Genomic DNA, 25,816 nt, shown 5'->3' with positions numbered 1-25,816 from the left:
CCTCTCGCCCAGGCGGGAATGTGCCGGGTGGTTCTGCTGCCGTTGTCTTGCATCATGACCACGACACACACCACTTCGGCGGCCGTGCGGCCCGTCGAGCTGTGCTCGGTGACGAAGCGCCACGGCATGGGGGACCAGGCCGTCACGGCTCTGGACGACGTGTCCACGCACTTCGCCGCGGGCACCATGACCGCCGTCATGGGCCCCTCCGGTTCCGGCAAGTCCACCTTGCTGCACTGCGCGGCGGGCCTCGACCGGCCGACCACCGGGGAGGTGCTGATCGGCGGTACGGACCTGGGCGGGCTGGACGAGAACGCGCTGACGGTGCTGCGCCGGGAGCGGGTGGGCTTCGTCTTCCAGGCGTTCAACCTCGTGTCGGCACTGACCGCCGCGCAGAACGTCGAACTGCCGTTGAGACTGGCCGGGCGCCGCCCCGCGGCGGAGGAGGTTCGGGCGGTGCTCGCCGCCGTCGGGCTCGCGGACCGTCTCGGACACCGGCCGGGCGAACTGTCGGGAGGCCAGCAGCAGCGGGTCGCGATCGCGCGGGCGATGATCGCGCGGCCCGCCGTCCTTTTCGCCGACGAGCCGACCGGTGCGCTGGACAGCGGGGCGTCGCGGATGGTGCTGCGGCTGCTGCGGGACCTGGTGGACAGCCATGGCCAGACGGTCGTGATGGTGACGCACGACCCTGCCGCCGCGGCGTACGCGGATCGCGTGCTGGTGCTGGCGGACGGACGGCTCGTGGACGAACTGGCCGGTGCCGCGGGCGCTGAGGCGATCGCGGCGCGGACGGCCGCGCTGGAGGTGGGACCGTGATCAGCCTGGCGACGGCAAGGGAACGCTGGACCTCCTTCCTGGGTTGCTTCGTGGCCGTGGCGCTGGGCGTCGCGGTGGTGGCGATGAGCATGCTGGTGCTGCTGTCGGACGGCAGGAGGGTGCCCGAGCGGCTCGCGGGGGCGCCGGTGCTGGTGCAGAGTCCGGCGGGGACGCAGACCGGCGGAGTGTTCGCGGAGAACCCGCCGTGGGCACCGGAGCGCGCCGAGGAACTGCGACGGGAGCTGGCCGAGCTGCCGGGAGTGGCCGATGCGGTGACGGACCGGTCGTTCTACGCGCAGGCGGCGGACACCGAACAGCGCAGGGGGGAACGTCAGGGCCACCCCTGGTCCACGGCAGCGCTCGCGGAGTACGGCCTGAGCGAGGGCGGGCCGCCCGTCACCGCGGACGAGATCGTCGTGGACCGGTCCCTCGGGCTCACGCCGGGCGAGCCCGTCACGGTGCTGACGGCGCGCGGACCGCAGCGGTTCTCGGTGTCCGGGACGATGAACGGCCCCGGTTACTACGTCACCGACCGGCGGGCCTCGGAACTGGCGGGCGGGGTACGGACCATCGGGCTGCTCCTGGAGCCGGGAAGCGACGCCACCCGCGTCGCTGCCGCCGCGCGGCGCGTCGTCGACGGCGACGGCACGGTCCTGACCGGTGCCTCCCGCAATGCGCTGGCGCCGAAGCAGGACGAGATGACCCGCTGGATCGGCGGCCAGGTGCTCACCGCCATGGCGCTGCTGTCCGCCTTCGTCGCGGTCTTCATCGTCTCCTCGGCGTTCGCGTTCGCCGTCGCGCAGCGGCGCCGCGAGTTCGGCCTGCTCCGGACGATCGGCGCCACACCGCGGCAACTGAAGCGGCTGGTGTACGGCGAGGCCCTGGCGGTGGGCGCTGTCGGAGCGGCGGCCGGGGCGCTGCTCGGCGTGGTGCTCGCGCCCACGGTGAACGGAGTGCTGATCGACGCGGGCTTCCAGCCCGCGGGCTTCGAGGTGCGCCTGCGGTGGTGGGTACCGGTCGCGGCCTTCGCCGCGGGCCTGGTGGTGGCGCTCGCCGGCGTGGGGGCCGCGTCGCGCCGGGCGTCCCGGGTGAAGCCGCTGGAGGCGATGCGGGAGGCGGCCGTGGACAGTCGGCCGATGACGCGGCGCCGCTGGGCCGTCGGGCTGGCGGCGACGGGCGTGGGCGCGGTCTGCTCGGCGGGCACGGCCTTCGCGGGGGCCGACGGCATGGTGCTGCTGACCCTCGGGACGGCGATGAGCCTGACCGTCGGCCTGACCCTCCTCGCACCGGCGCTGGTCGGGCCCGTGATCCGGACGCTCACCCGGCCGTTCGTCCGGCGCCCCGGTGTGACGGCTGTGCTCGTGCGCGAGAACATGATCACCGCGGTGCGCCGGACGTCCGCCACCCTCGCCCCGGTCCTGGCGACCGTCGCCTTCGCCGTACTGATCACCAGCACCGTGCAGATGACCCAGAGTGCCGACACCGCCCGGCAGGCCGCGGCCGTACGGGCCGAGGCGGCGGTGGTGCCCAGGGGGGCGCCGGGCCTGTCGGACGCGGCGGTGGCCCGGATCGAGGGCACCTCGCTGCTGTCGACGACGGTGTACGGCGGTGAGGGCGGGGCGGCCCTGTCCGCGGCCGGGGTGGCGTCCGGTTTCGAACAGGCGTACGCCGTGCCCGCGCCCCGTGGCGACACCGTCGTCGTGACCGCGGCCGTGGCGGCCGCGCACGGCTGGCGGAAGGACCATGTCGCCTCACTCACCCTCGAGGACGGCCGTACGCGGCGGCTGCACGTGACGGCCGTGGTGGACGACTCGATGCCGTACCAGGTCTTCCTCCCGCGCGACCTGGTACGCGACCACGACCCTTCCGCACTGGCGGACGTCGCCTACCGCACCACCCCCGCCCCCGCTCGCCTGCTGCCCGGGCTGCGCGCCGACGAGGTCTCCGTGGAGGCGTACGCGGCCTCGGACGACGCCGAGGAGGACCGGCTGGTGTGGATCTTCACCCTGATGCTCGTCGCCGTATCGGCGGGCTACACGGCGATCGCCGTCGCCTCCACCTTGCTGACGGCCACCGCAGGCCGGGTGCGCGACTTCCGTGTCCTGCGCCTGTCCGGTGCGACGCCGCGCCAGGTGCTGCGGGCCCTCGCCGCCGAGACGTGCTGCGTCGTCGTCCTGGGCGCGGCCCTGGGCCTGGCCGTGGCCGCCCCGGGCCTGTTCGGCGCGGCCCACGGCCTCCGCGAGGAGCTGGGCCTGCCAGTGGAGTTGTCACTGGCCTGGTCCTGGCTCACGGGCGTGGTGACAGGCTGCCTGCTGCTCGGCACGGCGGCCACCGTCCTCCCGGCCCACCTCGCCCTGCGGCGCATGCGGCGGGCGTGAGCAGAGGCAGGTATCCGGAGCAATGAGATGATGCGGTAAACGCACATTCGGATCGTATGGCTGATTTGTAGTGTAAATTTCGTCCCTCCCCGCGGGACGGTGAGTGTGATCCATATGGCCACAGACGAACAGCTCGGTCAGCCTCCACCGGCAGCGACAGCGGCGGAGGCGCCGGAAGCCGCCCGGATGCGCGTGCTCAGAAACATGGGCGACGGGCAGACCCAGGCCGAGGCGCTCCAGCTCGCGTTGCATCACGCGGTGGCCGATCTCGGTGGGCTGGGTGGCATGGTGCACCTGCGCATACCCGGTGACAGCAGGCCGTTGCACCTGGCGGCGACGGGTGGACTGCCCCGGGAGTTCGCCCAGGAGTGGGAGTCCCTCGGCTGGCAGGACGAGACCGCACCGGTCCGGGCCCTGCGGGACGGCGCGCTCGTGTGGCTGCCCACGACCGACACCCAGGCCCGCGCCCTCTCCGGCGGCACGGGGATCGTGGCCGTCCCGCTGCTCGCCGCTGAGGGCAGCTCCCTCGGAGTGCTCTCGGTCGTCACCGTGTGTGACGTTCCCTCGGCCGCCCAGCGGGATTTCCTGGAGGAACTCGCACGGTGGGTGTGCGAGCGCCTGGCCCACCCCACCCCCACCACAGGCAGCCTCAACCCTGCCTGGTGGAACGCCGAACACCTGGCCGGGCCCCGACTCCGGCAGGCACGCGAGGCGGTCCGCGTCGGCAGCTGGGAGCAGAATCTCCGCACCGGCGACGTGGTCTACGACGAGACGACGATGGCCATCCTCGGCATCGACCCGGAGACCTTCGACGGGCGCGTCGACACCGTCGTCGGGCTCGTCCACCCCGACGACCTGCCGCGCGTGGTCGCCGCGGTCGAGCAGGCCGTCCGGCAGCGCAGCGAGTACGCGGCCGAGTACCGGCTGTGCCGGCCGGACGGCACGGTCGTCTGGATAGAAGCCCGCGCCCAGGTCGTCCTCGGCGAGGACGGCGAACCGGCCCGCTTCATGGGCACCGTGTGGGAGACGACGCAGAAGCGGGCGGCGCTGGACTCGGTCGCCCATTCCCTGCTGCACATGAGCGACGGCTTCCTCACGGTGGACGCCGACTGGCGGATCGAGTTCGTCAACCTGCACGCCGAGCGTCTCCTCGGTCCCTCGCAGCAGCTGTTCGGCCGCGTCCTGTGGGATGTTCCCGGTGCGGAAGTGCCCGGTCTGGAGGAGCGCTGCCGACAGGCGGCCGCCGCGGGCGCTCCGACCGGCTTCGATGTCCAGTGGCCGGCGAACCGGCGCTGGTACCACCTGCGTCTGGTCCCTTCGCCGGACGGGGTGACGGTCTACCTCACCGACGTGACCGAGAAGCGGCTGGCGGACGAGCGGCGCGAGGCGGCACAGCGCGCGGCCGCCCAGCGCACCACCCACATCGGGCGCCTCAACGAGGCACTGGCCGAGGCGGTCGCCGTGAGCGACGTCGTGGAGACCGTCGCGGAGCGCGTCCTGCCCCTCTTCGGTGCCACCGGCCTCCTGGTGCAGCTCGTGGACGGCGAGAGCCTCCGCGTCGCGGGCAGCGCCGGGTACTCCCAGGAGTTCCTGAACAGCATCCCCGACACGATCAGCCTGTCCGAGCACGGCCCGTTCACCGACGCCGTCCGCCATCGGGCCCCGCAGTACCTCGTCTCCAGGCGGGAGTTCCGCGAGCGCTACCCGGACGTGGCCGACCTCGCCTTCACCGGTGGCAAGCATGCCTGGGCGTACGTGCCCTTGATCGTCCCCGGCGGTCCCATCGGCTGCCTGGTCATCTCCTTCTCACGGCCGCGTCGGTTCGGCGAGGAGGACCAGGCCCTGCTGACCGCGCTCAGCGGTCTGGTCGCCCAGGCGCTGGAACGCGCCCGCCTGTACGACGCCGAGCACACCCGCTCCCAGGAGTTGCAGCGCGGCCTGCTCCCGCTGTTCCTGCCCTCCCTGCCGGCCGTCACCACCGCGGCCCGCTACCTGCCGGCCACCGAGGGCCTGGAGGTCGGCGGCGACTGGTACGACGTCATCCCCCTGTCCGCCGAACGCGTCGCGCTCGTCATCGGGGACGTCATGGGCCACGGACTGTCCGAGGCCGCCACCATGGGGCGCCTGCGCACCGCGGTCCACACCCTCGTGGGACTCGAACTGCCCCCCGACGAACTGCTCTCCCACCTCAACGACCTGGTCAGCGACCTCGGCGACGACTTCTACGCCACCTGCCTGTACGCGGTCTACGACCCCATCGACCTGGTGTGCACCATCGTCCGGGCCGGACACCCCCCGCCCGCCCTCGTCCGGCCCGACGGCGCCGTCCACTTCCCGCAGCTGCCCCAGAACCCACCGCTCGGCGCGGCCACGCCGCCCTTCGAGACGGTGGAGCTGAAGGTGCCCGAAGGCAGCCTGCTCGTGCTCTACACCGACGGCCTGGTCGAGTCCGCGTTCCGCGACATCGACAGCGGCATGGCCAGCCTGGCCGACGCGCTCACCGACGCCCGGCTGCCCGACGGGCGCGATCCGGGCGCCGCGATCACCGACCGGGATGCCGACGCCCGGCGTCTGGACCGGTTGTGCACCGCGCTCACCTCCGCTCTCCTGCCCGCCAAGGAGCAGACGAGCGACGACACCGCGGTGCTCGTGGCCCGCACCCACGCACTCGCCGCCGACGACGTCGCGTGCTGGGACCTCCCCGAGGATGCGATCGCCGCGGGCCAGGCCCGCGACCACATACGACGCCAGCTCACCGACTGGCACCTGGACGACCTGCTGTGGACCACGGAGCTGATCGCCAGCGAGCTCGTCGGCAACGTCATCCGCCACGCGAGAGGCCCCGCCCGGCTGCGCCTCATCCGCAGCCGCTCCCTCATCTGCGAGGTCACCGACGGCAGCCTCACCACCCCGCACATCCGCCGCGCACTCGACACCGACGAAGGCGGCCGCGGCCTCCAGCTGATCGCCGCACTCTCCCAACGCTGGGGAACCCGCTACACCTCCCACGGCAAATGCATCTGGACCGAGCAGCTCCTGCCGTAGTCAGCCGGCGAGATGCAGCAGTTGGCCGACCGGGATGTCGCCGGTGCCGACGCCGCGCCGGTCCATCCGCGAGCGGGGTGTGCGCCAGTCGCTGACCTGGAGCAGGAACAGGCGGTCGGGGGCGTCGGCGAGGCGGGGGACGAGATCAAGGTCCTGCCACAGGTTCCACAGGTCGAGACAGACGCCCACGTTCTCGCGGTCGACCTCCTGGACGATGTCGAGCGCCTGCCGGTAGGTCCAGATGGCGGTCTCGGCGTTGAGCAGGACGGGGTTGCTGCGGCGGAAGCGGGCCAGTCCGTGTCGTTCCTGCTGTCGTTCCCGCTGTCGGTCAGGAAGCCGGTGACCGTCCGGTGGAACTTCTCCGGCTCGTCGAAGAACAGCGCGTGGCCGCTCTGCTCGAAGAAGACCGTCCGGGCGTCCGGCAGCGCCTCACCGACCCAGGCGGGGCCCTGCCAGGGGAACACCTGGTCCTGACGTGCGACCAGGACCAGCCCGGCAACCGGATCGTGGGCAGCAGGTCGCGCCAGTCGTGGCGGGTGTGGTCGGTCATCAGGGCGTTGCGTGCGTAGGTGGGTGCCTTGGCCATCTCGGTCAGGAGCAACTCCCTTTCCGGCGGGGTGGGTTCGGTGGCGAAGACGGTGCGGATCTGCTCCTCGTCGAAGGCCGGGGTGTCGCAGGTGAGCTGCGTCCGCAGGGCGGCCAGGGAGGGTTCGTCGTAACAGGTGGCGTGTGCGTGCGGCCAGTCCGGTGCGTAGTACTGGCGGGGCGCCTGCTGGACGTACACCGCGCGGGCCAGGCGGTGGCTGCCGAACAGCTCCAGATAGCTCCAGATGACCGGGCAGCCCAGTGACCAGCCCAGGACGGTGACCTCGCGCAGGTCGAGTGCTTCGAGGAGGTCGAACAGGTCCTTGGCCAGCCTCGGCACCCGGTAGCTCTTCCTACGTGCGTGGCTCGGTGAGGCCCTCACCGAGCGCGGCCACGGCGGCGGTCCCGTGCCCGGCCGCGAGCAGCGGCGCGCGGATGTCCTGTTCCAGGTCGGGCAGGTAGCCGAGGAGGACATCGGCGGGCCCCTGGATCCGTACGCGGCCCAGCGCGGCCGGCAGCAGCAGGCTCCGGGCACGCCCCAGCCACTCGGACCGGCCACCGGACTCCACGGTGACCGGGGCACCGGCGTTGCTGACGACCAGCGCGGTGGAGAAGTCGTGCACCAGCGGGGCCCTGGTGCCCGCCCGCCACCGCTCCAGGGCGAAGTACGGGCCGGCGCACAGCACGGTGCGCTCCACCGCGTCGTCGACCCGGATGCTCAGGCCGGAGTGGAACTCGGGGCGTGGACCGGGACGCCACTCGTCGAGGAGCCGCCCGAGGTTGGCGTGCCACTCCTCGTCGTCCAGTGCCGAGCCGTCCTCCATGTGCCGGCGCATGGCGTGCTGCTGGACGTCGGAGGTCTGCTCGATCTCGTAGACCAGGGTGCCAGGGCCGAAACTGTGCAGGGTGCCGCCGGGTACGTAGACGGTCTGCCCGGCCCGCACCGGAAGCCGGCGCATGACCGCGTCGAAGTCCTGGGCGAGCAGGGCCCGGTGCAGCGTGTCCCGGTCCACCCCGGCTTTCGTCCCCACCAGGGCGGTGGCTCCCGGGGCCGCGTCGAGGACGTGCCACGCCTCGGTCTTGCCGTGGGGCTCGCCCTCCAGCCGGCGTGCGGTGTCGTCGTCGGCGTGCAGATGGACCGGGAGGGCACCGGTGCCGTCGATGAACTTGGTCAGCACCGGGAAGTGCGGGCCGCGCCACCCGCGCCCCACGAGTTCGTCGGGGTGGTCCTCGACCAGCCGGCGCAGCGTGCGGCCGGCCAGCGGGCCGTCCGCGACCCGCGCTCCCTCGCCGTCCACGTCGCTGACCTCCCAGGTCTCGGCGACCGGGCCGTCGGGCAGGCCGGTACGGCCCAGCCGTTCGGCGAGGACCCGGCCGCCGAAGACGTGCTGCTTGACCGGGGTGGTCAGCCGCAGGGGATACCAGTCCACAGTGCTCTCCTGGTTCCTGATGGGCCCTCAGAAAATCTGGGTGTCAGAGGGTGGGCCGGCCGCCGGTGACGGCGATGTGCGCACCCGAGACGTACGCGGCCTCGTCCGAGGCGAGCAGGACGTACACCGGGGCGAGTTCGGCCGGCTGTCCGGCCCGGCCCAGCGGCGTCCAGATGGAACATGGCGCTGAGGTTGGTCGCCAGGGTGTGGTCCCACTCCTCGTCGGGGATCTCCTCGATCGAGTCGCGGAACATGTGAACTCCGCGTTGCCGACCAGGACGTCGACGCGGCCGAACGCCTCGACGGGCCGTGGTAGGAGATGAGGACGTCGGCGCCCTCGCGGGCGCAGGCGATCGCGACGGCCTTGCCGATGCCGCTGTCGCCCCCGGTGATCACGGCCGCCTTCCCGGCCAGCCGTCCCGATCCGCGGTAGCCGTGCTCACCGTGGTCGGCCCGGGGCCGCAGGGCCGCCTCGGCACCCGGAGGATGTTGCTGCTGTGCGGGCTTGCTCATGGGGACGTACCTCGTTCTCCTTTCTCGCGGGCGGGTTACCCGGGCGTGTGGGGTCAAACGAGCCCCGACCATCGCACACAGGACATCAACGGCCGCGCGCTGCGCACGGACCCGCTGAGCAACAAGGGCGTCGCCTTCACCCAGGAGGAGCGGGAGCGCCACGGCCTGGTAGGGATGCTGCCGCCCGCGGCGCTCTCGGCATGCTCCAGGCCGCGGCGGAAGCCGTCGCCCGCCGCGCCGCCGAGGACGGCGTCGCCCGGGCCCGCCCAGACGACGTGATCCAGCAGGCCCAGGACGCGATGTGGCAGCCCGAGTACGGCTGACAGGGCGAGCGACGGCCGCTCGGGCCGTGCAGCCGGCCATGCCCTAGCGTCTCGGTCCCGCGCAGGCGTAGGCCGTGGTGCCGGCGACCGTGAGGACCAGGGCCGTCCAGGTGCCCGCCGCCGTGCCGGGTGGCAGCAGCATCCAGGTCGCCACCTGCATGGGCGCACTCGTGGCGGGCGGGGCGAAGAACGACAACGAGAGCCAGGCGAACGGCAGCGTCCACGCGTACGGGCCGCCCGAGAGCGCCGCGCCCAGCGCGGCCAGTCCCATCAGGCCCGCGCTGTCCCGGACGACGAACGCGGTGGTGGCCATCTCCTCGCCCCCTGCCTGCACGGTCAGCAGCACCGCGCCGACGACCGCGCCGGCGAACAGCACATGCGCCGCTCTGCGGGGCACCCAGCGGATCGCGGCCGTCCGGTCCAGCGCGAGGTCCTGCCCGCTGAGCCCTGTCGAGGCCGCCATCGCCCCCGCGGCGAGGACGAGCACGCACATCCGCGGATCGCCGGGCCCCTCGCCCTCGTCCCGGGTGAGGGCCCACACCGCCACCGCGCTGATCACCACCACGGCGAGGGACGCGGGCACCTGACGCGAGCGCGCGTACAGCGTCAGCCATCTCACCGGGACGCACCACCCTTCAGCGCCTCGAACGCGTCGCCCTTGCAGGAGAGCGCGGCGGCGCGCATGGCGTTGATCCGCGCGAGCTGCTCGGCCCGCGGCAGCGCCATGAGGTCCTGCCACACCGGGCGGGCCTCGGCGTCGAGCTCGCGGCGCAGACCCGCCGACAAGGTGCCGGGAAGCGGCTTGAGGTCCCCGAGGACCCAGCCCACCGCGACGGTCTGCGCGTATTCGTCTCCCCCGAAGCCGCTCCAGCCGACGGGGGAGCACCCCGGCACCATGCCTTCGGCGATCAGGGCCCAGGTCAGCTCCTCGCCCTTCGCGGTGGCGATGATCTCGTCGTCGAAGTCGAAGAGCACGGTCGTGCGGGACCACCGAGGCGTGGAGCCCTCCGGGAGTACGGCGGTGTTCTCCCGGACCGAGACCGGCGCCCGGCCGCCCAGTGCGTCGCGCAGCAGGCGCAGCGCCTCCTTGCCGGGACCCGCCACGTCGGCGAGTCGTGCCCGCTGCGTCTTCGTCACGCACACCGGCCCGTCGCACACCGACTCCGCGGCGGCCTCGTCGACGACATACATCCGGCGCGGGTCGGAGGGGAGGACGAGCAGGGCGATCGCCGCGCCCGCCAGGACGGGCGTCAGGGCGGTCAGCCGGGCGCGCGGGGTCGCGGCGACCAGCAGCGCGAAGCCAGTCGCGGCCATGCCGAGCAGCCAGACCGTCTGCCCGACGTGCACGGAGGGGGAGAGGGTGACGAGCGCGTCCCGCACCTCCTGCACCGCCGGTGACAGCAGCGAGAGCTGGTTCGGCTCCGTGCCCGGGAGCCCCGTCGCCGTGTCCGTCCGCGTCCGGCCCAACGACGAGTGCAGGAGGGCCGTGAACGCGAAGGCGCCCATGGCCAGCACGGGCGGAGTGAGCGCGGACGGCAGGGCCCGCGCGGCCCCCATGCCCAGCACGGCCCCCGCGACGAGGGAGAACGCCCCCACCAGCGAGATCGGCAGCCAACCGAGGTGCGTGTACTCGGAGTTGGTCAGCACCTGGACCCCGCCCACGAGGACGAGGAGCGCGAAGGCCGAGGCCAGCGTGATCGCCGTCGTGCCCGCCAGCGTGGCCGCGCGGTGCCAGGCGGGCCGCGGCGTGCTCGTCAGCAGCTCGGACATCTTCGAGCGGTGGTCGCGCAGGCCCTGCAGCGCCCCGAGCCCCACGGCGAGCGGCCACAGATAGAACAACAGGGACCGCGTCCACAGGGCCAGGGGCGTCCACTGGGCGGTCCACGCCGTGGTGCCCCGCCACCAGTCGGAGTTCAGCAGGTACAGGAACGCCAGCGCCGTTGTCAGGACCACGGTGCCGGCCCAAGGGGCGACGGAGCGCTTCAGCTCGATGCGCAGGACGCGGATGTTCACCAAGTGCCCTTTCCCTGCCCGGGGTTGAGCAGTAGCGCCGAGTAGCCGCGCTCCAGCGGGCTGTCGCCCACGTGCTCCGGGCCGCCCACCGAGGCCAGTTCGTCCGGAGGACCGTGGAAGACCAGCCGGCCCTCGGCGAAGAGCACCACGTCGGTGCAGGCGGCGGCGACGTCCTCCACCAGATGGGTCGAGACGACCACGCAGGTGTCCGTGCCCAACTCCTGCAGCAGCTCGCGGAAGCGCAGCCGCTGCGCCGGGTCCAGGCCGACCGTCGGCTCGTCGAGCAGCAGGATCGTCGGGTCGTTGACGATGGCCTGGGCGATACCGACCCTGCGCACCATGCCGCCCGACAGGGCCTTCATCCTCTCGTCGGCGCGGTCCGCCAGGCCCACCCGCTCCACGGCGCGCTGCACCGCCGCGGGGATCTCCGCCTTCGGAACCTCCTTCAGCCACGCCATGTACTCGACGAACTCGCGCACCGTGAAGCGCTTGTAGTAGCCGAACTCCTGCGGCAGGTAGCCGATCCGGCGGCGCACCGCACGGTGCTCGCCCAGGCCGCCCACGGACTCACCGAGCAGCTCCAGGGTGCCCTCGGCGGGGCGCAGCACGGTGGCCAGCGCACGGATGAGGGTGGTCTTGCCCGCCCCGTTGGGTCCTAGGAGGCCGTGCACACCGGTGCCCAGCGACAGGTCGAGCCCGTCGACGGCCATCCGTTTCCTGCCGACCTTGACCTTCAGCCCCGTGGCCCGGATCTCCCAGGCGTAGGCCGTCGGCGCGATGTCGGCCGCGCTCACCGCGGGCACCATGTGAGGATCCTTTCCGATGGTCAACGATGGGCTCCCAGCACGGAGTACGCGCCCCTGCGGGCGATCACGACACCGGTGCCGAGCGTGAGGATCAGCCCCCACACGGGCAGACCGCCCGTCTGCAGGGCGAAGGCCGTACGGCTGGTGGCCAGGGTCGGCGCCACGACCACGGCGGCCCACACGGCGCCCAGCACGACGGCGGCGCGGGTCACACCGACGACACCGCCGAGCGCCAGGGTCGTCGAGGTGAAGGCCAGACAGGGCAGCAGCCACTGCGCGGCCGTCACCCCCGTCACCCAGCCGGCGACCAGCAGCGCGGGGACGACCACGGCGAGCACGGCCGCGGTGCGCCGCAGCACCAGATGGAGCCCGGCCCTGGGCACCGACGCCGTCAGTTCGTACGCCGGGTCGAGACCGCGCGACCACGACGCCGCGACGCCGAGCACCGGCAGGACCGGGGCGAACAGCAGCACCAGCGACACCTCGCCGGAGCCGGTGCCGGCCAGGTCGAGCAGCAGCGCGAGCAGGGTCACGCTCACGACCATGGCCAGCCACGGCACCATCGTGGGCGTCAGCCAGCTCGACAGCCGCGCCGACCGGTGCCGTCGGCGCGGCACCGGGGCGACGGCGGCCAGCTGGGGATCGAGGCCGGACCACACGGTGTCGACCAGCGACGCCACGGCGGGCACCTCGGCGTCGACGGCGGCCGACAGCCGGTCACGGCAGACCCGGCACGTCTCCAGATGGGCCTCCAGGGCCCACACCTCGTCGGCGGCGAGGCCGGTGCCGCCGCGCGCGTAACCGTCGATGATCCGCGTCGACGCGTGCTCCACGCTCATGTCAGCGCCCTCCGCATCGCGATCCGGGCCCGGCGGGCACGGGTCTTGACCGTGCCCTCGGGCAGCCCGAGCAGCACCGCGGTCTCCCGGACGGACAGCCCGTCGAGCACCATGGCCTGCAGTACCTGCCTGAGTTCCGGTGCCAGGCGCCGCAGCGCGTCACCGACGTCCCCACCGACGGTCGCCGCGAGCACCTCCTCCTCGGCGGCGGGCACCGCGTCGGCGACAGCGGCGGCCGGCGGCGGCTCGGCATGGTGGGCCCTGCGCCGGAAGGCGTCCACGAGGCGGCGCGCCGCGATCGTCCACAGCCATCCGACGGCCGTCCCGCCCACCGAGGCCCCCGCGAACGTGCCCGCCGCGCGCCACACCGCCAGATACGTCTCCTGCATGACCTCGGCGACGATCTGCTCGTCGGCGCAGCGACGGCGCAGCCGCACCGCCAGCCACGGCGCGGTGCGCCGGTACAGCTCCTCGAACGCCGCGCGGTCACCCCTGGCCACCAGCCGGACGAGACGCTCCTCGTCCAGCTCACCCGGTGCCTTCCTGGCTGATCTCACACCCCCTAGACGCCGGGCCCGCCCTCCCGGTTTTCCCCTCTACGTGACCCCCGTCACATGCCCGGCAGCGCCATCTGCAGGCGCCTGCGCACATGAGTACCTGTACTCATGTGCCGTGTCCGCCACAACACCATGCTGACCGCATGCACTTAGGGGATCGTGGATCGTCATCTGAAGACGGGACGGCAGTGGCCATGAAACCGGCGAATGAGCCGTCAACCGGCCGGCAGATCGGGGTCACCGTGGCGCTGCTCGTCATCGACTTCATGGTCATCGCCTGGATGGTGTACGACTTCGGGATGGCGGGATGGGCCGACGGCTACGCAAGCGACAGCGTCAGTGCGTCGAGTGAGTCGAGTGCCTCGCGGGTGGCGTCACAGGCCTCGTGGCTTCTCGGAGGCGGCGCAGTGCTCACAGGCGGTGGCCTCCTCGCCCTGGGATGGCGTATCCCGGGCGTCGTGCAGTTGGTTGTCCTCGGAGTCGGGGCGGCGTCGTTCTCTACTCTTACTGCCGGTGGATAGCGCACGCCTGCCACGTACGAACGACCTGGACGCGGCTACGGGACACATCCCGAAGTGATCGCGGAGGGCAGCTGCGAGGAGGGCGGGCGTTCAGGGGACCGGAGCGGTTGACACTACGTCCGGGTACCGCACCCCGGCCGGACAGATCATGTATTGGCGCCGTCCGGAGCCCTCGAGATGCTCAGAAGACCGCGGCAGAGCGACCTGCCACGCCCCGAGGCCGTGGCAACGGGCGGCAGGCGAGAAGGGGAGCCGAGCGTTGATCGGTCCGCAGCGGCGCCGGGCTGGACTCGATCCGATCGGGCTCCTCGGCCGGTGCCGCGGCGACTGACTCCTCAAGCACCCAGGAAAGGAAGAACCATGTCGCTTCTGAAGACCATCGACCCCGACCCCTCTTCGCTCCGAGCGAGTCCGGGCCGCTCCCGGAACGCCTGATCTCGGGCAACCCCGCGTTCAAGACCTGGGCCCAGGACGTCGCCTGCGGGGAGACGATCAAAACGGGCATCTGGGAAGCGACGCCCGGCGAGACCCGCTCGATCAAGGGCGATACCTTCGAGTTCTGCCACATCCTCTCCGGCATCGTCGAACTCACACCGGAAGGCGGCGAGCCGGTGGTCTACAGGGCAGGCGACAGCTTCGTCATGAAGCCTGGCTACGTCGGTGTCTGGAAGACCATCGAAACCGTGCGCAAGATCTACGTGACCGTGAGTTGATGCCGATGCCGATGCAGCGCCACTCCGCCGTCTTCGAGACCTCTCACGGGACTGCACACGTGGTCTGCCGGCTGCCGGCACCTGCTGAACGGTGCGACCGGAACGCTGACGCGCCGCGGTGCGGGGCCGGGCGCGACGGCGCCCGGCCCTGTCACAGGAGGGCCATGCGCGAGCCCTCGGCGGTGCGGTTCCCGGCCGGTCACCAGTAGTGGCGTCGTCCGGCGACGGCGTGTCCCATCGCGCCGAGGACCCACAGGATCGCTCCCACGGCCACCAGGACGATCCCGATGGTCCACAGGATGGATACGCCGGTGACGAAGCCGACGACGAGCAGAATGATGCCCAGGATGATCATGACGCCTCCCCGGGGAGTGGTTCCGGTTCCACTGTGAACTGCGAGGGGCCCGGAGGGAAGTGCTTGCGCGAGCGCCCTTCTCGCCGGAGATCACCGGACCGCTCACGCCCCTCCGTACGCATGTGACGTTTGAGCATGCAGATGCGCTGGAGGTTGGGGGCGGCCTGTGGCGGCTGTGCCCGCATCACGGGAAATGGGGGATGAGGGTGACTCCGCCTTCAGCACGTCATCGGCGTTCGGCGAAGCGTCGTGTTCTCGCCGGGGTTTCCGTCGCCGCGGCTGCCGGAATCGCGGTCACCGCGACGATGGCCATGAACGCCGAGGCGGCGTGGACGTCGACGTGGAACGTGTCGGCCTCGGGCTGGACCCCTGACGATTCCCCCACGGTGTCGGTCGACCGGCAGGGCGACGCCCTGCTGGCCTGGAACGCCTGCGACCTGTCGACGCCGGGCTGCTACTACCGGATCCAGGCCAGAGTGAAGACCGCGAGCGGAACGGTGACAACGATCCGCACCCTGTCGCCCGACGGTGCCGCGTCGTCCTGGCCGGAGGCCGCCTCCGACGACACCGGTGACTCCGCGGTGGTCTGGCAGCAGGACAGCCAGGTCGTGGGCCGCCGGCTCTCGGCGTCCGGCAGCCTCGTCGGACCGCTGCAGAAGCTGTCCACGTCGGCGCCCGCGACCACCCCGGTGGTCGCCGTGACCCCGGGCGGCACCGCGATGGCGGCGTGGACGGAGGTCCGCGACGGAAGCTGGTACGCGGTCGCCCGCCGCCTCCATCTCGACGGCACGCTCGGCGCGCCCATCACGCTCGGCTCGGGCTCGGCGGAGAAGCCGGCCATCGGAGTGGACCGCGGCGGCCAGTTCGTCGTCGCCTGGGCGCGCGCCTCGGACGTCGTGGCCAGACGGATCACGTCGACGTCCGTCTCCTCGACGAAGGTGCTCACGTCACCGATCGCTTCGTACGGCGGTTTCGGCATGGTGCGGGTCGGCGTGGACCGGGACGGCGACGCGGTCATCAGCTGCCGCTCCGGCGGCGGTGCCCGCCCGCAGGTCTGGGCGTCCCGCTGGAGCCGCACCGGCACCCTGGCGGCTCCCCTGCGCATCTCCGCCTCCACGGACAACGTGGGCCTCCACCACGCCCTCGCGACCGACCTCGACGGCGACTCGATGATCGTGTGGACCCGCTACGGCAGCACCGGCAAACTCGAGCTGCTCGGCCGCCGCCTCTCCGCGGCCGGTGCCCGGGGCGCCGTCACCGGCCTGGGCCCCGGCGACCGCCCCGACCTGGCCCTCGACGACGACGGCGACGGCATGCTGGTCTTCCACACGGTCGTCCCCAAGTCGACGCCCCCGTACAGCTACACCAAGACCGGCGCCCGCCTGATCAGCCGTTCCGGCACCTTCGGCACCGTGAAGACACTCACGTCCGACGGCCGGGTGCCCCAGATCGACACCCGCCCGGTCTCCCGGTTCACGGTGATCTGGCAGCAGGAGAGCTTCCCGTACACGATCAAGTCAGTCACCGGTCCCTGACCGGCTTCGACTGCGTGAAGGAGATACATGCGCAAGCGCGCTGCCCTTGCCCTGCTCGGCGCCGTCACCGCGCTGGCCGGTCACGCCGCCCCCGGTGCCTACGCGGGCGAGACCCAGACCGACGTCCAGATCAGCAACGTCTCCTTCGACGGTGGCAAGGACATCGTGGTCGGTCTCTACGCCAAGACGATCACGGTCTCAGGGACCTTCACCCACCCGTCGGGCATCCAGGACGCGGACTTCGTCCTGTGGCGCGGACCGGACGGCGCGAACCCCTACGAGACCTACGACGACCGCATCGTGTCGAACCAGTACTACTCCCATGCGGACTGCGTCGCCTCCAGCGCCACCACCTCCACCTGCTCGCAGACGATCTCCCTCGAACCGGACTGGAAGTACGGCGGCACCGCGCTCACCAACGCCCACGCCGGAACCTGGAAGGTCAGTGTGCAGGGGGTGGCCAACGACGACAGCTGGACCCAATCGGCGAGCTACACCACGACCCGTCTGCAACGGCAGTCCCAACTCACCGTGAACGCAGGCCCGGAACCGATCGCCAAGGGCAGGACCCTCACCGTCACCGGCAAGCTCACCCGGGCCGACTGGGACAACCTCGATCACCGGGGTTACACCAACCAGCCGGTCAAGCTCCAGTTCCGCAAGTCCGGCACGACGACCTACACGACCATCAAGACCGTGTACACCTCCAGCACCGGCAACCTGACGACCACGGCCACCGCCTCCGAAGACGGCTACTGGCGCTGGAACTTCGCGGGAACCTCCACCACCCCGGCCGCCAAGGCGACCGGCGACTTCGTGGACGTGCAGTAACCCGTACGTCGCTGTCGGCACGGTGACGGCGCGTTCCGCTGCCGAATTCCCCTTCAACACAACGGCCTTGTCGGTCCACAAGGGCTAGGTTAGCCTCGTCGGAAATCGCTTCGCAGGCCATGTCTTTCCTCATCGAGCTCGCGCGCGATCAGTTGTTCTTTCTCACGGTTCCCACGTGAGTAAGGGGTGCTTTTGAACAGCCAGGCAGTCAGGCAGCCGACGTACATCCTCTGCAAGTGGAAGCCCAAACTTGCCGAACGCCTCGTGTCCCGCGCACGTGTGCACATCATTCTGGACCAGTACGACGTCGATCACGCCCATCCCGACCCCGACGTGCTCGCACGCGCCGCGAGCGTGCACCGGGTGAGCGACTTCAACGCGCTGGAAGAACTGGCCACGATCGCCGCCGATTTATGGCTCACCGATCCGCACATCGACCGGATCATCAGCTTCGCCGAGTTCAGCCAGCTGGGAGCCACGGCGCTCGCTTCCATGCTGGGGATGGAAGAGGAGCCGATCCGACAGATCGCTGCTCGGGACAAACGTCTGATGAAGCACTTCGTGAATCAGGCAGGGGTGCGGACGGCTCAGTACTGGTCACTTCCCGACCCCGCGAACCCGGACGCCGTCCGCGCTCTCGGGAAAGAGGTGAAATATCCGGCCGTCGTCAAACCCGCCGCCGGCTCCGGCACCGAGCACACCACCAAGGTGCACGATCCGGACGAGCTGGCGGAGGCCGCCGCACGCTTCGCCGCGGTCGAGGAAGTGGATTCCCACCAGCTCATCGTCGAGGAATTCATCTCGGGCTCCGAACTCCACATCGACGCCTGCTGGGACGGCGACTCCGCGCGGTTCTTCGTCGTGTCCGAGTACTTCGCTCCTCGCCTCGCCTCCATCGCCGCCGATGTGGAGGACGGCAGCCGGGTGATCAACCGGGAGGATGAGCCCGCCCTCCACGACGAGCTCATGGCCATGAACAGGGCCGTCAACCGCGCCCTGCGGACCGACCGCGTCGTGACGCACATGGAGGTCTTCCGCACCCCCGAGGGAGAGTTGGTCTTCTCCGAGATCGCCACGCGCATCGGCGGGGGCTGGGCCCCGGTCATGCTCACCCAGGCCCTCGGCCAGGACGTGTGGACCTCGGTGGCGGACGTCTTCCTCGACGGTGAGACGGCCGCCGAACCGCGTCCGGCCGCCCGCCACCTCGCCACGGTGCACATCCGGCCCGAGGCACCCGGAGTGATCGACTCACTGCCCACCGAGGAGGACTTCGACGCCGTTCCGGGAATTCTCGATCACCAGATCCTGTGCGAGGTGGGCGAGGACCTGCGCATGGACTCCGCATCCGACTGGTGTGTGTTCGCCGTCATCGGCGCCGACACAGCGGTGGAACTGGAGGAACGTGTCCGGAGCGCGCATCGCCGGCTGAACGTGACGACCAAGCCGGCCGGCTGAGCACCCCCGGAGGAGGGCGGGAACCCGGCCGCACCGGGTTCCCGCCCTCCTGCCGTCAGCCGAGGTCCCTGCGCATTGCCGGGAACAGCACCACGTCCCGCAGGTTGGGCGCGTCGGTGAGGAGGGCGATGAGGCGGTCGATGCCGAGGCCCAGGCCGGACATGGGGGGCATGCCGTACTCCATGGCCTCGAGGAAGTCCTCCTCCAGCATCATCGTCTCGTCGTCACCCGCGTCCCGCATGGCCATCTGCTCCATCAGCCGCTCGCGCTGATCCACGGGGTCGACCAGCTCGGAGTAAGCCTTGGCGATCTCCCAGCTGTGGACGACGACCTGGAACATGTCGAGCCGGGTGGGGTCGTCGTCACTGCGACGGGCGAGCGGGGCGAGTTCGACCGGGTGGTGCAGCAGGAAGCACGGCTGGATGAGCCCGGGACGCACCGTCCGCTTGTACAGCAGGTCGACCATCGCGGCGTAGGACGGCGCCTCGGCGATGTCCGAATCCGGGTAGGCGATCTTGACACGGTCGCGCAGAGCGGGCAGATCCCGTACCTCTGTCAGGTCGATACCGGTGCGGGCGTGCACCGCCTCCCGGTAGTCGATCTCCGGCCAGTCGGCGCCGAAGTCCAGTTCGGTCCCCTGGTACGTGACGACGGTGGTACCGAGCGTCTCCTCCATCACGTGCAGGATCAGGTCGCGTACCACCCGCATGTTGTCGCGATAGTCCCAGTAGCCCGCGTACCACTCCAGGCTGGTGAACTCCTGGAGGTGGGACGGGTCGGAGCCTTCGTTGCGGAACAGCTTGCCCATCTCGTAGACGCGCTCCAGCCCGCCGCCGACCACGCGCTTGAGGAACGTCTCGGGGGCGATACGCAGGTACAGCTCCTGGTCGAGCGTGTTGTGATGCGTGATGAACGGCCGTGCGGCCGCGCCGGAAGCGGCCTCCTGGAGAATCGGTGTCTCCACTTCCATGAAGTCCAGGCCGTCCAGATATCGCCTGATGGCCGAAATGGCGCGCGACCGGGTCCGGAACCGGTCCCGGGACACCGAGTCGGAGATCAGGTCGAGATACCGGCGGCGGTAACGGACTTCGGCGTGCGTGATGCCGGCCCACTTGTCCGGAAGCTGACGCCGAGCCTGGTTGAGTACGGTCAAATCCGTGACCGCCAGCGTGGGCTCACCCTTGTTTGTGATGTACTTCCGGCCGGATACGCCGACGAAGTCACCCACCTTCACGGACCGCGACCAGTCGTTGAACTGCTCGGTTCCCAGGTCGTCGCGGCGCAGCGAGATCTGCACCCGTCCGCTGCGATCCAGAATGTGTCCGAAAACCAGACCGCCGAGTTTCCGCCACAGCACCACGCGCCCGGCCAGCCGCGCCTGAGTTCCGTCCTCGGCCTGTTTCACCTCGACGGCTACGCTGTCGGTCCGGTAACCAGGCGCGGGCGCGAAGGTGGTTTGCGGCGTGGTGCTTTCGCTCATGGATACAGCTCATCTCGTGCGGCGGGGCTGAAATCAGCTCGATGCTTGCACGGCGCAGTGGATTTCTTCCGGACAGCGGTGCCGGGCACGCCGTTGGGGTCTTGGGATTATACGGAGGAAGCACCTTCCACCGGGCGCCGATTGACGCGACGCGTTCTCCGCACGGCTGGATTACCGCGCTGGCACACCTACGTTTTCTGCCGCCGGAGGGGGCGCGGCGCGGGACGCGTGGTGGCCACGGCCATGCCCGAGACCAGCAGGGTGCCGAGCAGCAGGTAGATCCCGGGCGTCGCCGTCCGTTCGCCGTCGGCCAGGGCGCCCGCCACGAGCGGTCCGAAGCTGGCGATCGTCGCGCCGAGTTGGTAGGTGAGGGCCAGGGCGGAGTATCGCTGCCGGGTCGGGAACAGTTCGACGAGGAAGGCGGCGAAACCGCCGTAGACGGCCGCATGGCCCACACCCAGCGCCAAGGCGAACGTGAGGCCGCTCAGGACACTGTTTCCCGAGGTCATCCAGTGTGGCGCGGGTAGCACCACCAGAGCGCACACGGTGTATCCGAAGAGAATGATGCGACGGCGGCCGAACCGGTCGGAGAGCATGCCGAAGACGGGGAGCAGCAGGGCCTCCAGCACGGCGCCGATCATGAGACCGTTCAGCAGTTCCGTCCGGGCTTCGGGCCGGGTGGAGCCGTAGGCGAGCAGATAGACGGAGTAGGTGCTGACGATCATGGCGAGGCCGAGCGCCGCCAGCGCCCCCCTGATCGCCTGCCCCGGGCGTTCGCGCAGAACGTCGGCGATCGGCGCCTTCGCCAGGGTGCCGCGCGCGTGCTCCCGGACGAACTCCGGGCTCTCCGCGACGCCGAGGCGCACCACGACGCCCACCAGCACCAGGATCGCCGAGGCCAGGAACGGCAGCCGCCAGCCCCAGGAGAGCAACGCGTCCTCGGGCATGAGGGTGATCAGCGAGATCATCCCGGTGCTCGCCGCGAGGCCGATGGGGAAGCCGGCCGCGGGGAAGCTGCTGAACAGGCCCCGGCGATGGGAGGGGGCGTGTTCGGTGGTGATCAGCACGCCGCCGCCCCATTCGCCGCCGATCCCGATGCCCTGGACCACTCGCAGGGTGACCAGCAGAACCGGAGCCCACAGGCCCGCCTGCTCGTACGTGGGAAGCAGACCGACGAGGAAGGTCGCCGCACCCATGGTGACCAGGGTCAGGACGAGCATCGCCTTCCGGCCGATCCGGTCGCCGAAGTGGCCGATGATCGCCCCGCCCACCGGGCGCGCGACGAAGCCGGCGGCATAGGTCGCGAAGGCGGCCAGGGTGGCAGTGGCGGAGGAGTGCTGGGGAAAGAACAGTGGTCCGAGCAGGACGGCCGACGCCGTGGAATACAGGTAGAAGTCGTACCACTCGATGGCGCTGCCGATCGTGCTGGCGATGACCGCCCTGCGGGCCATCCGGTCGCCGGGGCCGGCGTCCTCGGGCAGGGCGGGGTTCTCCTCGGGGAGAGCGACGTGGTGATCGCCTGACTGGGTGACGGTTTCTCTCAACGTGCCGTTTCCAATCTGACGGGGACGTCGGCGACGACGCGAGTCGGAAAAAGGGTGCGGAGCGGGGGAATGCCGAGGGGGCGTCAACGCCGGACCCGAGGGCTCGGGGGCGGACCAACGGATCACTGTGTACCCGTCGGCATACCTTCTGTCCAGCGTTTCTGTGGCTGCGCGGGGCCCGGCGGCCGTCCTTGCGCCCGTTGACGGATGTCGTCAGGATCAGCGGACTCGGGCACGTCCGGAAGGAGAGCCGATGGGTGAGGAACCGGGCCTGGACGACATCTGGATCAGCGCCGACGGCGACGACGTCGTGCGGCTGCGGAAGTGGAACGGAACCTGGGAGAAGGACGATCCGCACGCCAACTTCAAGTCGGACGTCGTCGGGTACGGGTTGCTCGATCCCCTGGAGACCGTCCGGGGCATGTCCCGGAACCTCGACATCCCGGTCGGCGCCATCGCTCGGTACGTCCTGGCCAGGTGGGCCACCGGAGGCAGCGGAGGGCTGCTGGAGATCGGACCGGTGATGATCCATCGCTTGTGGGCCCCGGTCGAAGAGGCGGAGCGGGTGGGGACCGACGAGCAACGGCTGCGGGCTTACGACCAGTTGAGGCAGATGCTGTCCTGGCTGAAGCTGCCCCTGGACCAGCCGGACATCTATCCGCCGCAGGCGGAGGACCGGGCCTAGGGCGCATGTTCAAACGGGCAGATTCCACAGTCGAACACCCAGGAGGGGGCCACCATGCACACGCCCGTTCACTACGATCACGTCGTCGTCGTGTCGGTCGACGGCCTGCGCGCCGACGCGCTTCCCGGCGGGCCTGACTCCCTGTGGGAGCGGATGGGCCGTCGGATGCCGCCGGAGCTCCTGGGGCTGAGCCGCCTGCTGGAGCGCGGCGCCTGGTTCGGCAATGTCGTCAGCGCCTCTCCCGATCCGGCCGTGGCCCATGGCGCGATGCTCACCGGCCAGTACCCCCTGCACAACGGCCTCTGCGACCAGTTGGGCAATCTGCGTGCGCCGTCCCTGTTCACCCACGCCCGTCGGCACGGCCGTGGGACCGTGTTGCGGACCGACTCTCCCGGAGTGCTCGGCCCGACAGCGGGCTTCACCCGGGAGGTCGACCTCAGTCTTGTCGGGGACGACGAAAGGTTCTTCGACGCGATCGCCGCCGCCGAGTCCGCCCTGGGCTTCGCCCACTTCAGCCTGGGGCCCTCGGTGCCGGGCACGGATGCGGACGGTGCCCGGCGGGCCTGTGCCGAAACCGTCGAGCGCTTCGCGGCCGACCGCCTCGCTCCCTTTCTGGACCGCCTCACCCGGCAGGCCGAGGACTCGGCACGGCGCCTTCTCCTGGTGATCACGGCCGGCCACGGTACGAGCTGGGACCCATCGGAGGACGGCTTGCCCGGCCCTCTCGCCGAAGGGTGCCTGCGGGTTCCGCTCGTCGTCATCGGGGACGGCGTCGCACCCGTGCACCACACGCGCCGCATCCGCACCGTGGACATCACACCGACAGTGCTGGAGCTGTCCGGAATACCCGTCGCGGTCAGTGGCCTGTTCGACGGACGGTCCCTGGCTCCGGTGGTGGTCGGCCAGGAGAAACTCGGCAATGACGCGCCTGCCGTGGCCGGGATCTACGAACGGGACCGGACGGTGGAGGCCGGCTATCTCGGTGACCTCAAGGTCGTACGGCGGGATCGGGCCGTTCGCGTGGAGCGGTTCGACGCGCGGGGGGAGCCCCGGCTCGTTGCGGACGACGGCGCCGAGGTGCTGGCGATGCTCGACGACTACGGAACCGCTCGGGCGGAGCCCGGACAGGTGGCGGTCACGGATGAGATGAGGGTCCAACTGCGGTCCCAGGGCTATTCGGTGTGACGGAGGCGGACCGATGGAGACGCACATGATCGGCGAGGGGACTCGGGGAAAGGCGCGGACGGAGCTGCCCAGCACGTTGGGCGGCACCGGGTGGACACCGCGGCAGGAGACCCACGAGGAGGAGATCGCCGCGGGCCGGACCTGGAGCCGCTGCGGGTACCGGTCCGAGGTGGCGCCGCTGAGAGCGGTGATGCTCGCCCGGCCGCCCGACAGCATCGGTGATGTCGCAGACCCACGTGCCCAGTTGATGAGTGCGCCCGTCGACCTGGGCCGGCTGAGGGCCGAGACGGAGGCCGTCGCCGAGGTGTTCCGACGCCAGGGCGTGGCCGTACGGGAGGCTCTCCCGGGGCCCGACGCGCCGCCGAACGTGATCTTCCAGAGGGACCTGTTCCTTGTCACTCCGCAGGGCGCCGTGCTCGGGCGGACCGCGTCCCGGCAGCGGGCGGGCGAGGAGCGGCACGCCGCCGTCGCGTTGGCCCGGGCGGGCATTCCCATCCTGCACACGGTGCGGGGCACCGCCACCTTCGAGGGGGCCGACGCGCTGTGGGCCGACGACCGCACGCTGGTCGTCGGCTGCGGATTCCGGACCAACGAGGAGGGGGCCCGTGCCGTCGAGGCGGTGGTCGCCGAGCAGGGGGCCGACGTCGTGCGCGTGTCGCTGGGACCGGGTGTGCAGCACCTGCTGGGGGCTCTGGTCTTCGTGGACCACAGGCGGGCCCTGGTCCGGGAGTCGGCCCTGACGGAGTCGCTCCGGGCGGTGCTGCGGGCGCGGGATTACGAGTTGCTGGCGTTCGAGGACGACGACGAGGTGGTGGACCGCAGGAGCCTCAATGTCGTGGTCCTGGCTCCCGGCAGGGTGCTCATGCCGGACGGCTGCCCCAGGACCCGGAGCAGACTGGAGGCGTACGGCATCGAGGTGCACGCCGTGGAGGTCGGTGAGTACGTGAAGGCAGCCGGTGCACTCGGCTGCCTCACGGGGATCCTGCACCGCGACTAGGGCCTGTTGAGGTGCGGTGCCTGGATGAGGGGCCGGCCGTCGAGTTCGTTGGGGTCGGCCACCAGGTCGTACATCTCGACGGCCTCACTGCCGACCGTCCAGATCACCTTCTGCCGGCTGTCCGCGTCATGGCAGAGGCGCACGGCCTTCAGCGGCAGCAGGTCCGGATACTCGCCCGAGGCGCGCCGTTCCTCGGGGTAGTACGTCTCGCTGTACGCCGGCCGGTGGGGGCCCGTGCCGTCGGCGAAGTACTCGGTCAGCGAGGCGCCGTCGGTCCGGGGCGCGTCCAGCTTCAGCAGGTCGAGCACGGTCGGGGCGATGTCCACGAGTCTGACCTGGCTGTCGACCTCCATGTCCGCGGGGAGCTCGGGGCCGCTGATGATCAAGGGGACGTGCTGGGTGGTGTCGAACAGCAGGCAGCCGTGTCCCTCTTCATAGGGGTGGCCGTGCTCCCCCGAGTGGTCGTTGGGGTACCAGCCGGCCAGGTCCTCGCCGTGGTCGGAGAAGAGCACGATCAGGGTGTCGTCGAGGCTGTGGCCCAGCTCCCCGATCCCCGTGAGGAGCCGCTGGAGGTAGTGGTCGCTGTAGGCCACTTCGCCCTCGTAGGGGTTGTCGACCTCCACTCCGAAGTCCTCCGGCGGCTCATAGGGCCAGTGGGCGTCGAAGAAGTGAGCGAAGAGGAAGAAGGGCTGGTCGGACGGTTGGGAGGCGAGCCAGCCCAGGGACCGTTCGACGACCAGGGGCGCCCGCTTGAGAGCCAGGCCGCGCATCTTCACGTCGCCGACCGTGAGGGGGTCGCTGCCGTCGGGCAGCCGGGGGATCTCGTCGTCGTAGAAGCCGAACCCGCGGTTCAGCCCGTACCACTTGTTCAGGCCGGGGCAGGACACCACGGCGCCGGTGGCGTAGCCCGCATCCGTCAATTGCTGGGCCAAGGTGGGGACGTCTGGCCTAAGCTGTTCTCTCAGCAAGTGCCGAATGCCGTGCCCAGCAGGCTGGAGCCCGGTGAAGACGCTCGCGTGACTGATGGGGGTGAGAGGCGCCGATGAGACGGCCTGACGGAATGTCACACCTCGACGGCGCAACGATTCGATGCCGGGCATGCGGCCCGAGTATGCGACGTCTGCGCGTACCGTGTCCAGTGAAATAAGAAGCAGGTTTTTCATCAGAATCCCTCCCCGGTTATTGCGTTCTGGTTGCGCGGTGTGTGTCA

General features: G+C 71.0%; 25 protein-coding genes and 1 pseudogene. 12 read left to right on the top strand and 14 right to left on the bottom strand.

Going from position 1 to position 25,816, the window contains the following annotated elements; translation table 11 throughout:
- Positions 1–54 precede the first annotated feature (54 nt).
- The 3 genes from IE255_RS24540 (at position 55) to IE255_RS24530 (ending at position 6,239) form a co-directional block, all read left to right on the top strand.
- Positions 55–816, top strand: coding sequence for an ABC transporter ATP-binding protein (locus IE255_RS24540; protein WP_190052514.1), 762 nt, complete (start codon positions 55–57; stop codon positions 814–816).
- Positions 813–3,194 carry an ABC transporter permease gene (locus IE255_RS24535; RefSeq protein ID WP_190052513.1) on the top strand — a complete coding sequence of 794 codons (2,382 nt, stop codon included), beginning with the start codon at positions 813–815 and terminating at the stop codon, positions 3,192–3,194. The genes IE255_RS24540 and IE255_RS24535 overlap by 4 nt, the downstream gene beginning before the upstream one ends.
- 186 nt (positions 3,195–3,380) lie before the next feature.
- On the top strand, positions 3,381–6,239 hold the full coding sequence (locus IE255_RS24530) for a SpoIIE family protein phosphatase (protein ID WP_229906562.1): 2,859 nt from the start codon (positions 3,381–3,383) through the stop codon (positions 6,237–6,239).
- Here the strand turns inward: IE255_RS24530 and IE255_RS39360 are convergent, their stop codons facing one another.
- The 5 genes and pseudogenes from IE255_RS39360 to IE255_RS40415 form a co-directional block, all read right to left on the bottom strand.
- Positions 6,240–6,482 carry a sugar phosphate isomerase/epimerase family protein gene (locus IE255_RS39360; RefSeq protein WP_268255760.1) on the bottom strand — a complete coding sequence of 81 codons (243 nt, stop codon included), beginning with the start codon at positions 6,480–6,482 and terminating at the stop codon, positions 6,240–6,242.
- A gap of 85 nt (positions 6,483–6,567) precedes the next feature.
- Positions 6,568–7,164 (bottom strand): alpha/beta fold hydrolase, encoded by a 597-nt coding sequence (locus IE255_RS24520; protein WP_372487540.1) that lies wholly within the window; start codon positions 7,162–7,164, stop codon positions 6,568–6,570.
- 13 nt (positions 7,165–7,177) lie between these two features.
- Positions 7,178–8,254: a class I mannose-6-phosphate isomerase gene (locus IE255_RS24515; protein WP_229906559.1), complete on the bottom strand. Its 1,077-nt coding sequence runs from the start codon at positions 8,252–8,254 to the stop codon at positions 7,178–7,180.
- 43 nt (positions 8,255–8,297) lie between these two features.
- The gene (locus tag IE255_RS39355; RefSeq protein ID WP_308433988.1) at positions 8,298–8,381 is read right to left on the bottom strand and encodes a hypothetical protein; all 84 of its coding nucleotides are present in this window, start codon (positions 8,379–8,381) and stop codon (positions 8,298–8,300) included.
- A gap of 218 nt (positions 8,382–8,599) precedes the next feature.
- Positions 8,600–8,767: pseudogene (locus IE255_RS40415) on the bottom strand (NAD(P)-dependent oxidoreductase); the annotation flags it as partial.
- A 200-nt stretch (positions 8,768–8,967) separates the two neighbouring features.
- Between IE255_RS40415 and IE255_RS39955 the strand changes: the two are divergent.
- The gene (locus IE255_RS39955; RefSeq protein ID WP_267974562.1) at positions 8,968–9,090 is read left to right on the top strand and encodes a hypothetical protein; all 123 of its coding nucleotides are present in this window, start codon (positions 8,968–8,970) and stop codon (positions 9,088–9,090) included.
- A 43-nt stretch (positions 9,091–9,133) separates the two neighbouring features.
- Here IE255_RS39955 and IE255_RS24505 read toward each other — a convergent pair whose 3' ends face one another.
- The 5 genes from IE255_RS24505 to IE255_RS24485 are packed head-to-tail and all read right to left on the bottom strand — an operon-like array spanning position 9,134 to position 13,305.
- On the bottom strand, positions 9,134–9,709 hold the full coding sequence (locus IE255_RS24505) for a hypothetical protein (protein ID WP_190052512.1): 576 nt from the start codon (positions 9,707–9,709) through the stop codon (positions 9,134–9,136).
- Positions 9,706–11,103: a hypothetical protein gene (locus tag IE255_RS24500; RefSeq protein ID WP_190052511.1), complete on the bottom strand. Its 1,398-nt coding sequence runs from the start codon at positions 11,101–11,103 to the stop codon at positions 9,706–9,708. The genes IE255_RS24505 and IE255_RS24500 overlap by 4 nt, the downstream gene beginning before the upstream one ends.
- Positions 11,100–11,909, bottom strand: a complete 810-nt coding sequence (locus tag IE255_RS24495) for an ABC transporter ATP-binding protein (RefSeq protein ID WP_190052510.1) — start codon at positions 11,907–11,909, stop codon at positions 11,100–11,102. Before IE255_RS24495 ends, IE255_RS24500 begins: the two co-directional genes overlap by 4 nt.
- Positions 11,910–11,929: 20 nt before the next feature.
- Positions 11,930–12,748, bottom strand: coding sequence for a zf-HC2 domain-containing protein (locus IE255_RS24490; RefSeq protein WP_190052509.1), 819 nt, complete (start codon positions 12,746–12,748; stop codon positions 11,930–11,932).
- Positions 12,745–13,305 carry an RNA polymerase sigma factor gene (locus tag IE255_RS24485; protein ID WP_190052508.1) on the bottom strand — a complete coding sequence of 187 codons (561 nt, stop codon included), beginning with the start codon at positions 13,303–13,305 and terminating at the stop codon, positions 12,745–12,747. Before IE255_RS24485 ends, IE255_RS24490 begins: the two co-directional genes overlap by 4 nt.
- 143 nt (positions 13,306–13,448) lie before the next feature.
- On the opposite strand from IE255_RS24485, the gene IE255_RS24480 reads away from it, so the two are divergent.
- Complete coding sequence (locus IE255_RS24480; RefSeq protein WP_229906558.1) at positions 13,449–13,826, top strand: hypothetical protein; 378 nt, start codon at positions 13,449–13,451, stop codon at positions 13,824–13,826.
- A 284-nt stretch (positions 13,827–14,110) separates the two neighbouring features.
- Positions 14,111–14,539, top strand: a complete 429-nt coding sequence (locus IE255_RS40185; protein ID WP_308433987.1) for a cupin domain-containing protein — start codon at positions 14,111–14,113, stop codon at positions 14,537–14,539.
- A 199-nt stretch (positions 14,540–14,738) separates the two neighbouring features.
- Here the strand turns inward: IE255_RS40185 and IE255_RS24470 are convergent, their stop codons facing one another.
- The gene (locus tag IE255_RS24470) at positions 14,739–14,894 is read right to left on the bottom strand and encodes a DUF6131 family protein (protein WP_190052507.1); all 156 of its coding nucleotides are present in this window, start codon (positions 14,892–14,894) and stop codon (positions 14,739–14,741) included.
- A gap of 311 nt (positions 14,895–15,205) precedes the next feature.
- On the opposite strand from IE255_RS24470, the gene IE255_RS24465 reads away from it, so the two are divergent.
- From IE255_RS24465 to IE255_RS24455, 3 genes are all read left to right on the top strand, one after another.
- Positions 15,206–16,429, top strand: a complete 1,224-nt coding sequence (locus tag IE255_RS24465) for a hypothetical protein (RefSeq protein WP_229906557.1) — start codon at positions 15,206–15,208, stop codon at positions 16,427–16,429.
- A gap of 27 nt (positions 16,430–16,456) precedes the next feature.
- Positions 16,457–17,260 carry a calcium-binding protein gene (locus IE255_RS24460; RefSeq protein ID WP_190052506.1) on the top strand — a complete coding sequence of 268 codons (804 nt, stop codon included), beginning with the start codon at positions 16,457–16,459 and terminating at the stop codon, positions 17,258–17,260.
- A gap of 264 nt (positions 17,261–17,524) precedes the next feature.
- Positions 17,525–18,715, top strand: coding sequence for an ATP-grasp domain-containing protein (locus IE255_RS24455; protein ID WP_190052505.1), 1,191 nt, complete (start codon positions 17,525–17,527; stop codon positions 18,713–18,715).
- A gap of 55 nt (positions 18,716–18,770) precedes the next feature.
- On the opposite strand, the gene lysS is transcribed toward IE255_RS24455, so the two are convergent.
- Entirely contained in the window at positions 18,771–20,195 is a 1,425-nt protein-coding gene (gene lysS, locus IE255_RS24450) for a lysine--tRNA ligase (RefSeq protein WP_190052504.1), read from the bottom strand.
- Positions 20,196–20,383: 188 nt separating this feature from the next.
- Entirely contained in the window at positions 20,384–21,739 is a 1,356-nt protein-coding gene (locus IE255_RS24445; RefSeq protein WP_229906556.1) for an MFS transporter, read from the bottom strand.
- 253 nt (positions 21,740–21,992) lie between these two features.
- Between IE255_RS24445 and IE255_RS24440 the strand changes: the two genes are divergently transcribed.
- The 3 genes from IE255_RS24440 to IE255_RS24430 are packed head-to-tail and all read left to right on the top strand — an operon-like array spanning position 21,993 to position 24,606.
- Positions 21,993–22,424 carry a DUF6027 family protein gene (locus IE255_RS24440; RefSeq protein WP_190052503.1) on the top strand — a complete coding sequence of 144 codons (432 nt, stop codon included), beginning with the start codon at positions 21,993–21,995 and terminating at the stop codon, positions 22,422–22,424.
- Between the two features lie 54 nt (positions 22,425–22,478).
- On the top strand, positions 22,479–23,609 hold the full coding sequence (locus tag IE255_RS24435) for an alkaline phosphatase family protein (protein WP_190052502.1): 1,131 nt from the start codon (positions 22,479–22,481) through the stop codon (positions 23,607–23,609).
- 13 nt (positions 23,610–23,622) lie between these two features.
- A complete protein-coding gene (locus tag IE255_RS24430) occupies positions 23,623–24,606 on the top strand; it encodes a dimethylarginine dimethylaminohydrolase family protein (RefSeq protein WP_229906555.1) in 984 nt (327 codons plus the stop codon).
- On the opposite strand, the gene IE255_RS24425 is transcribed toward IE255_RS24430, so the two are convergent.
- Entirely contained in the window at positions 24,603–25,769 is a 1,167-nt protein-coding gene (locus IE255_RS24425; RefSeq protein ID WP_190052501.1) for a sulfatase, read from the bottom strand. The two genes, IE255_RS24430 and IE255_RS24425, sit on opposite strands and share 4 nt — an antisense overlap.
- Between the last annotated feature and the right edge of the window lie 47 nt (positions 25,770–25,816).

Origin of the sequence: Streptomyces lomondensis (genome assembly GCF_014651035.1) — a bacterium.
GTDB classification, from domain to species: Bacteria; Actinomycetota; Actinomycetes; order Streptomycetales; family Streptomycetaceae; genus Streptomyces; species Streptomyces lomondensis.
Note: the sequence above shows the minus strand (reverse complement) of the source record. Positions and strands in the feature narration are given on the sequence as shown.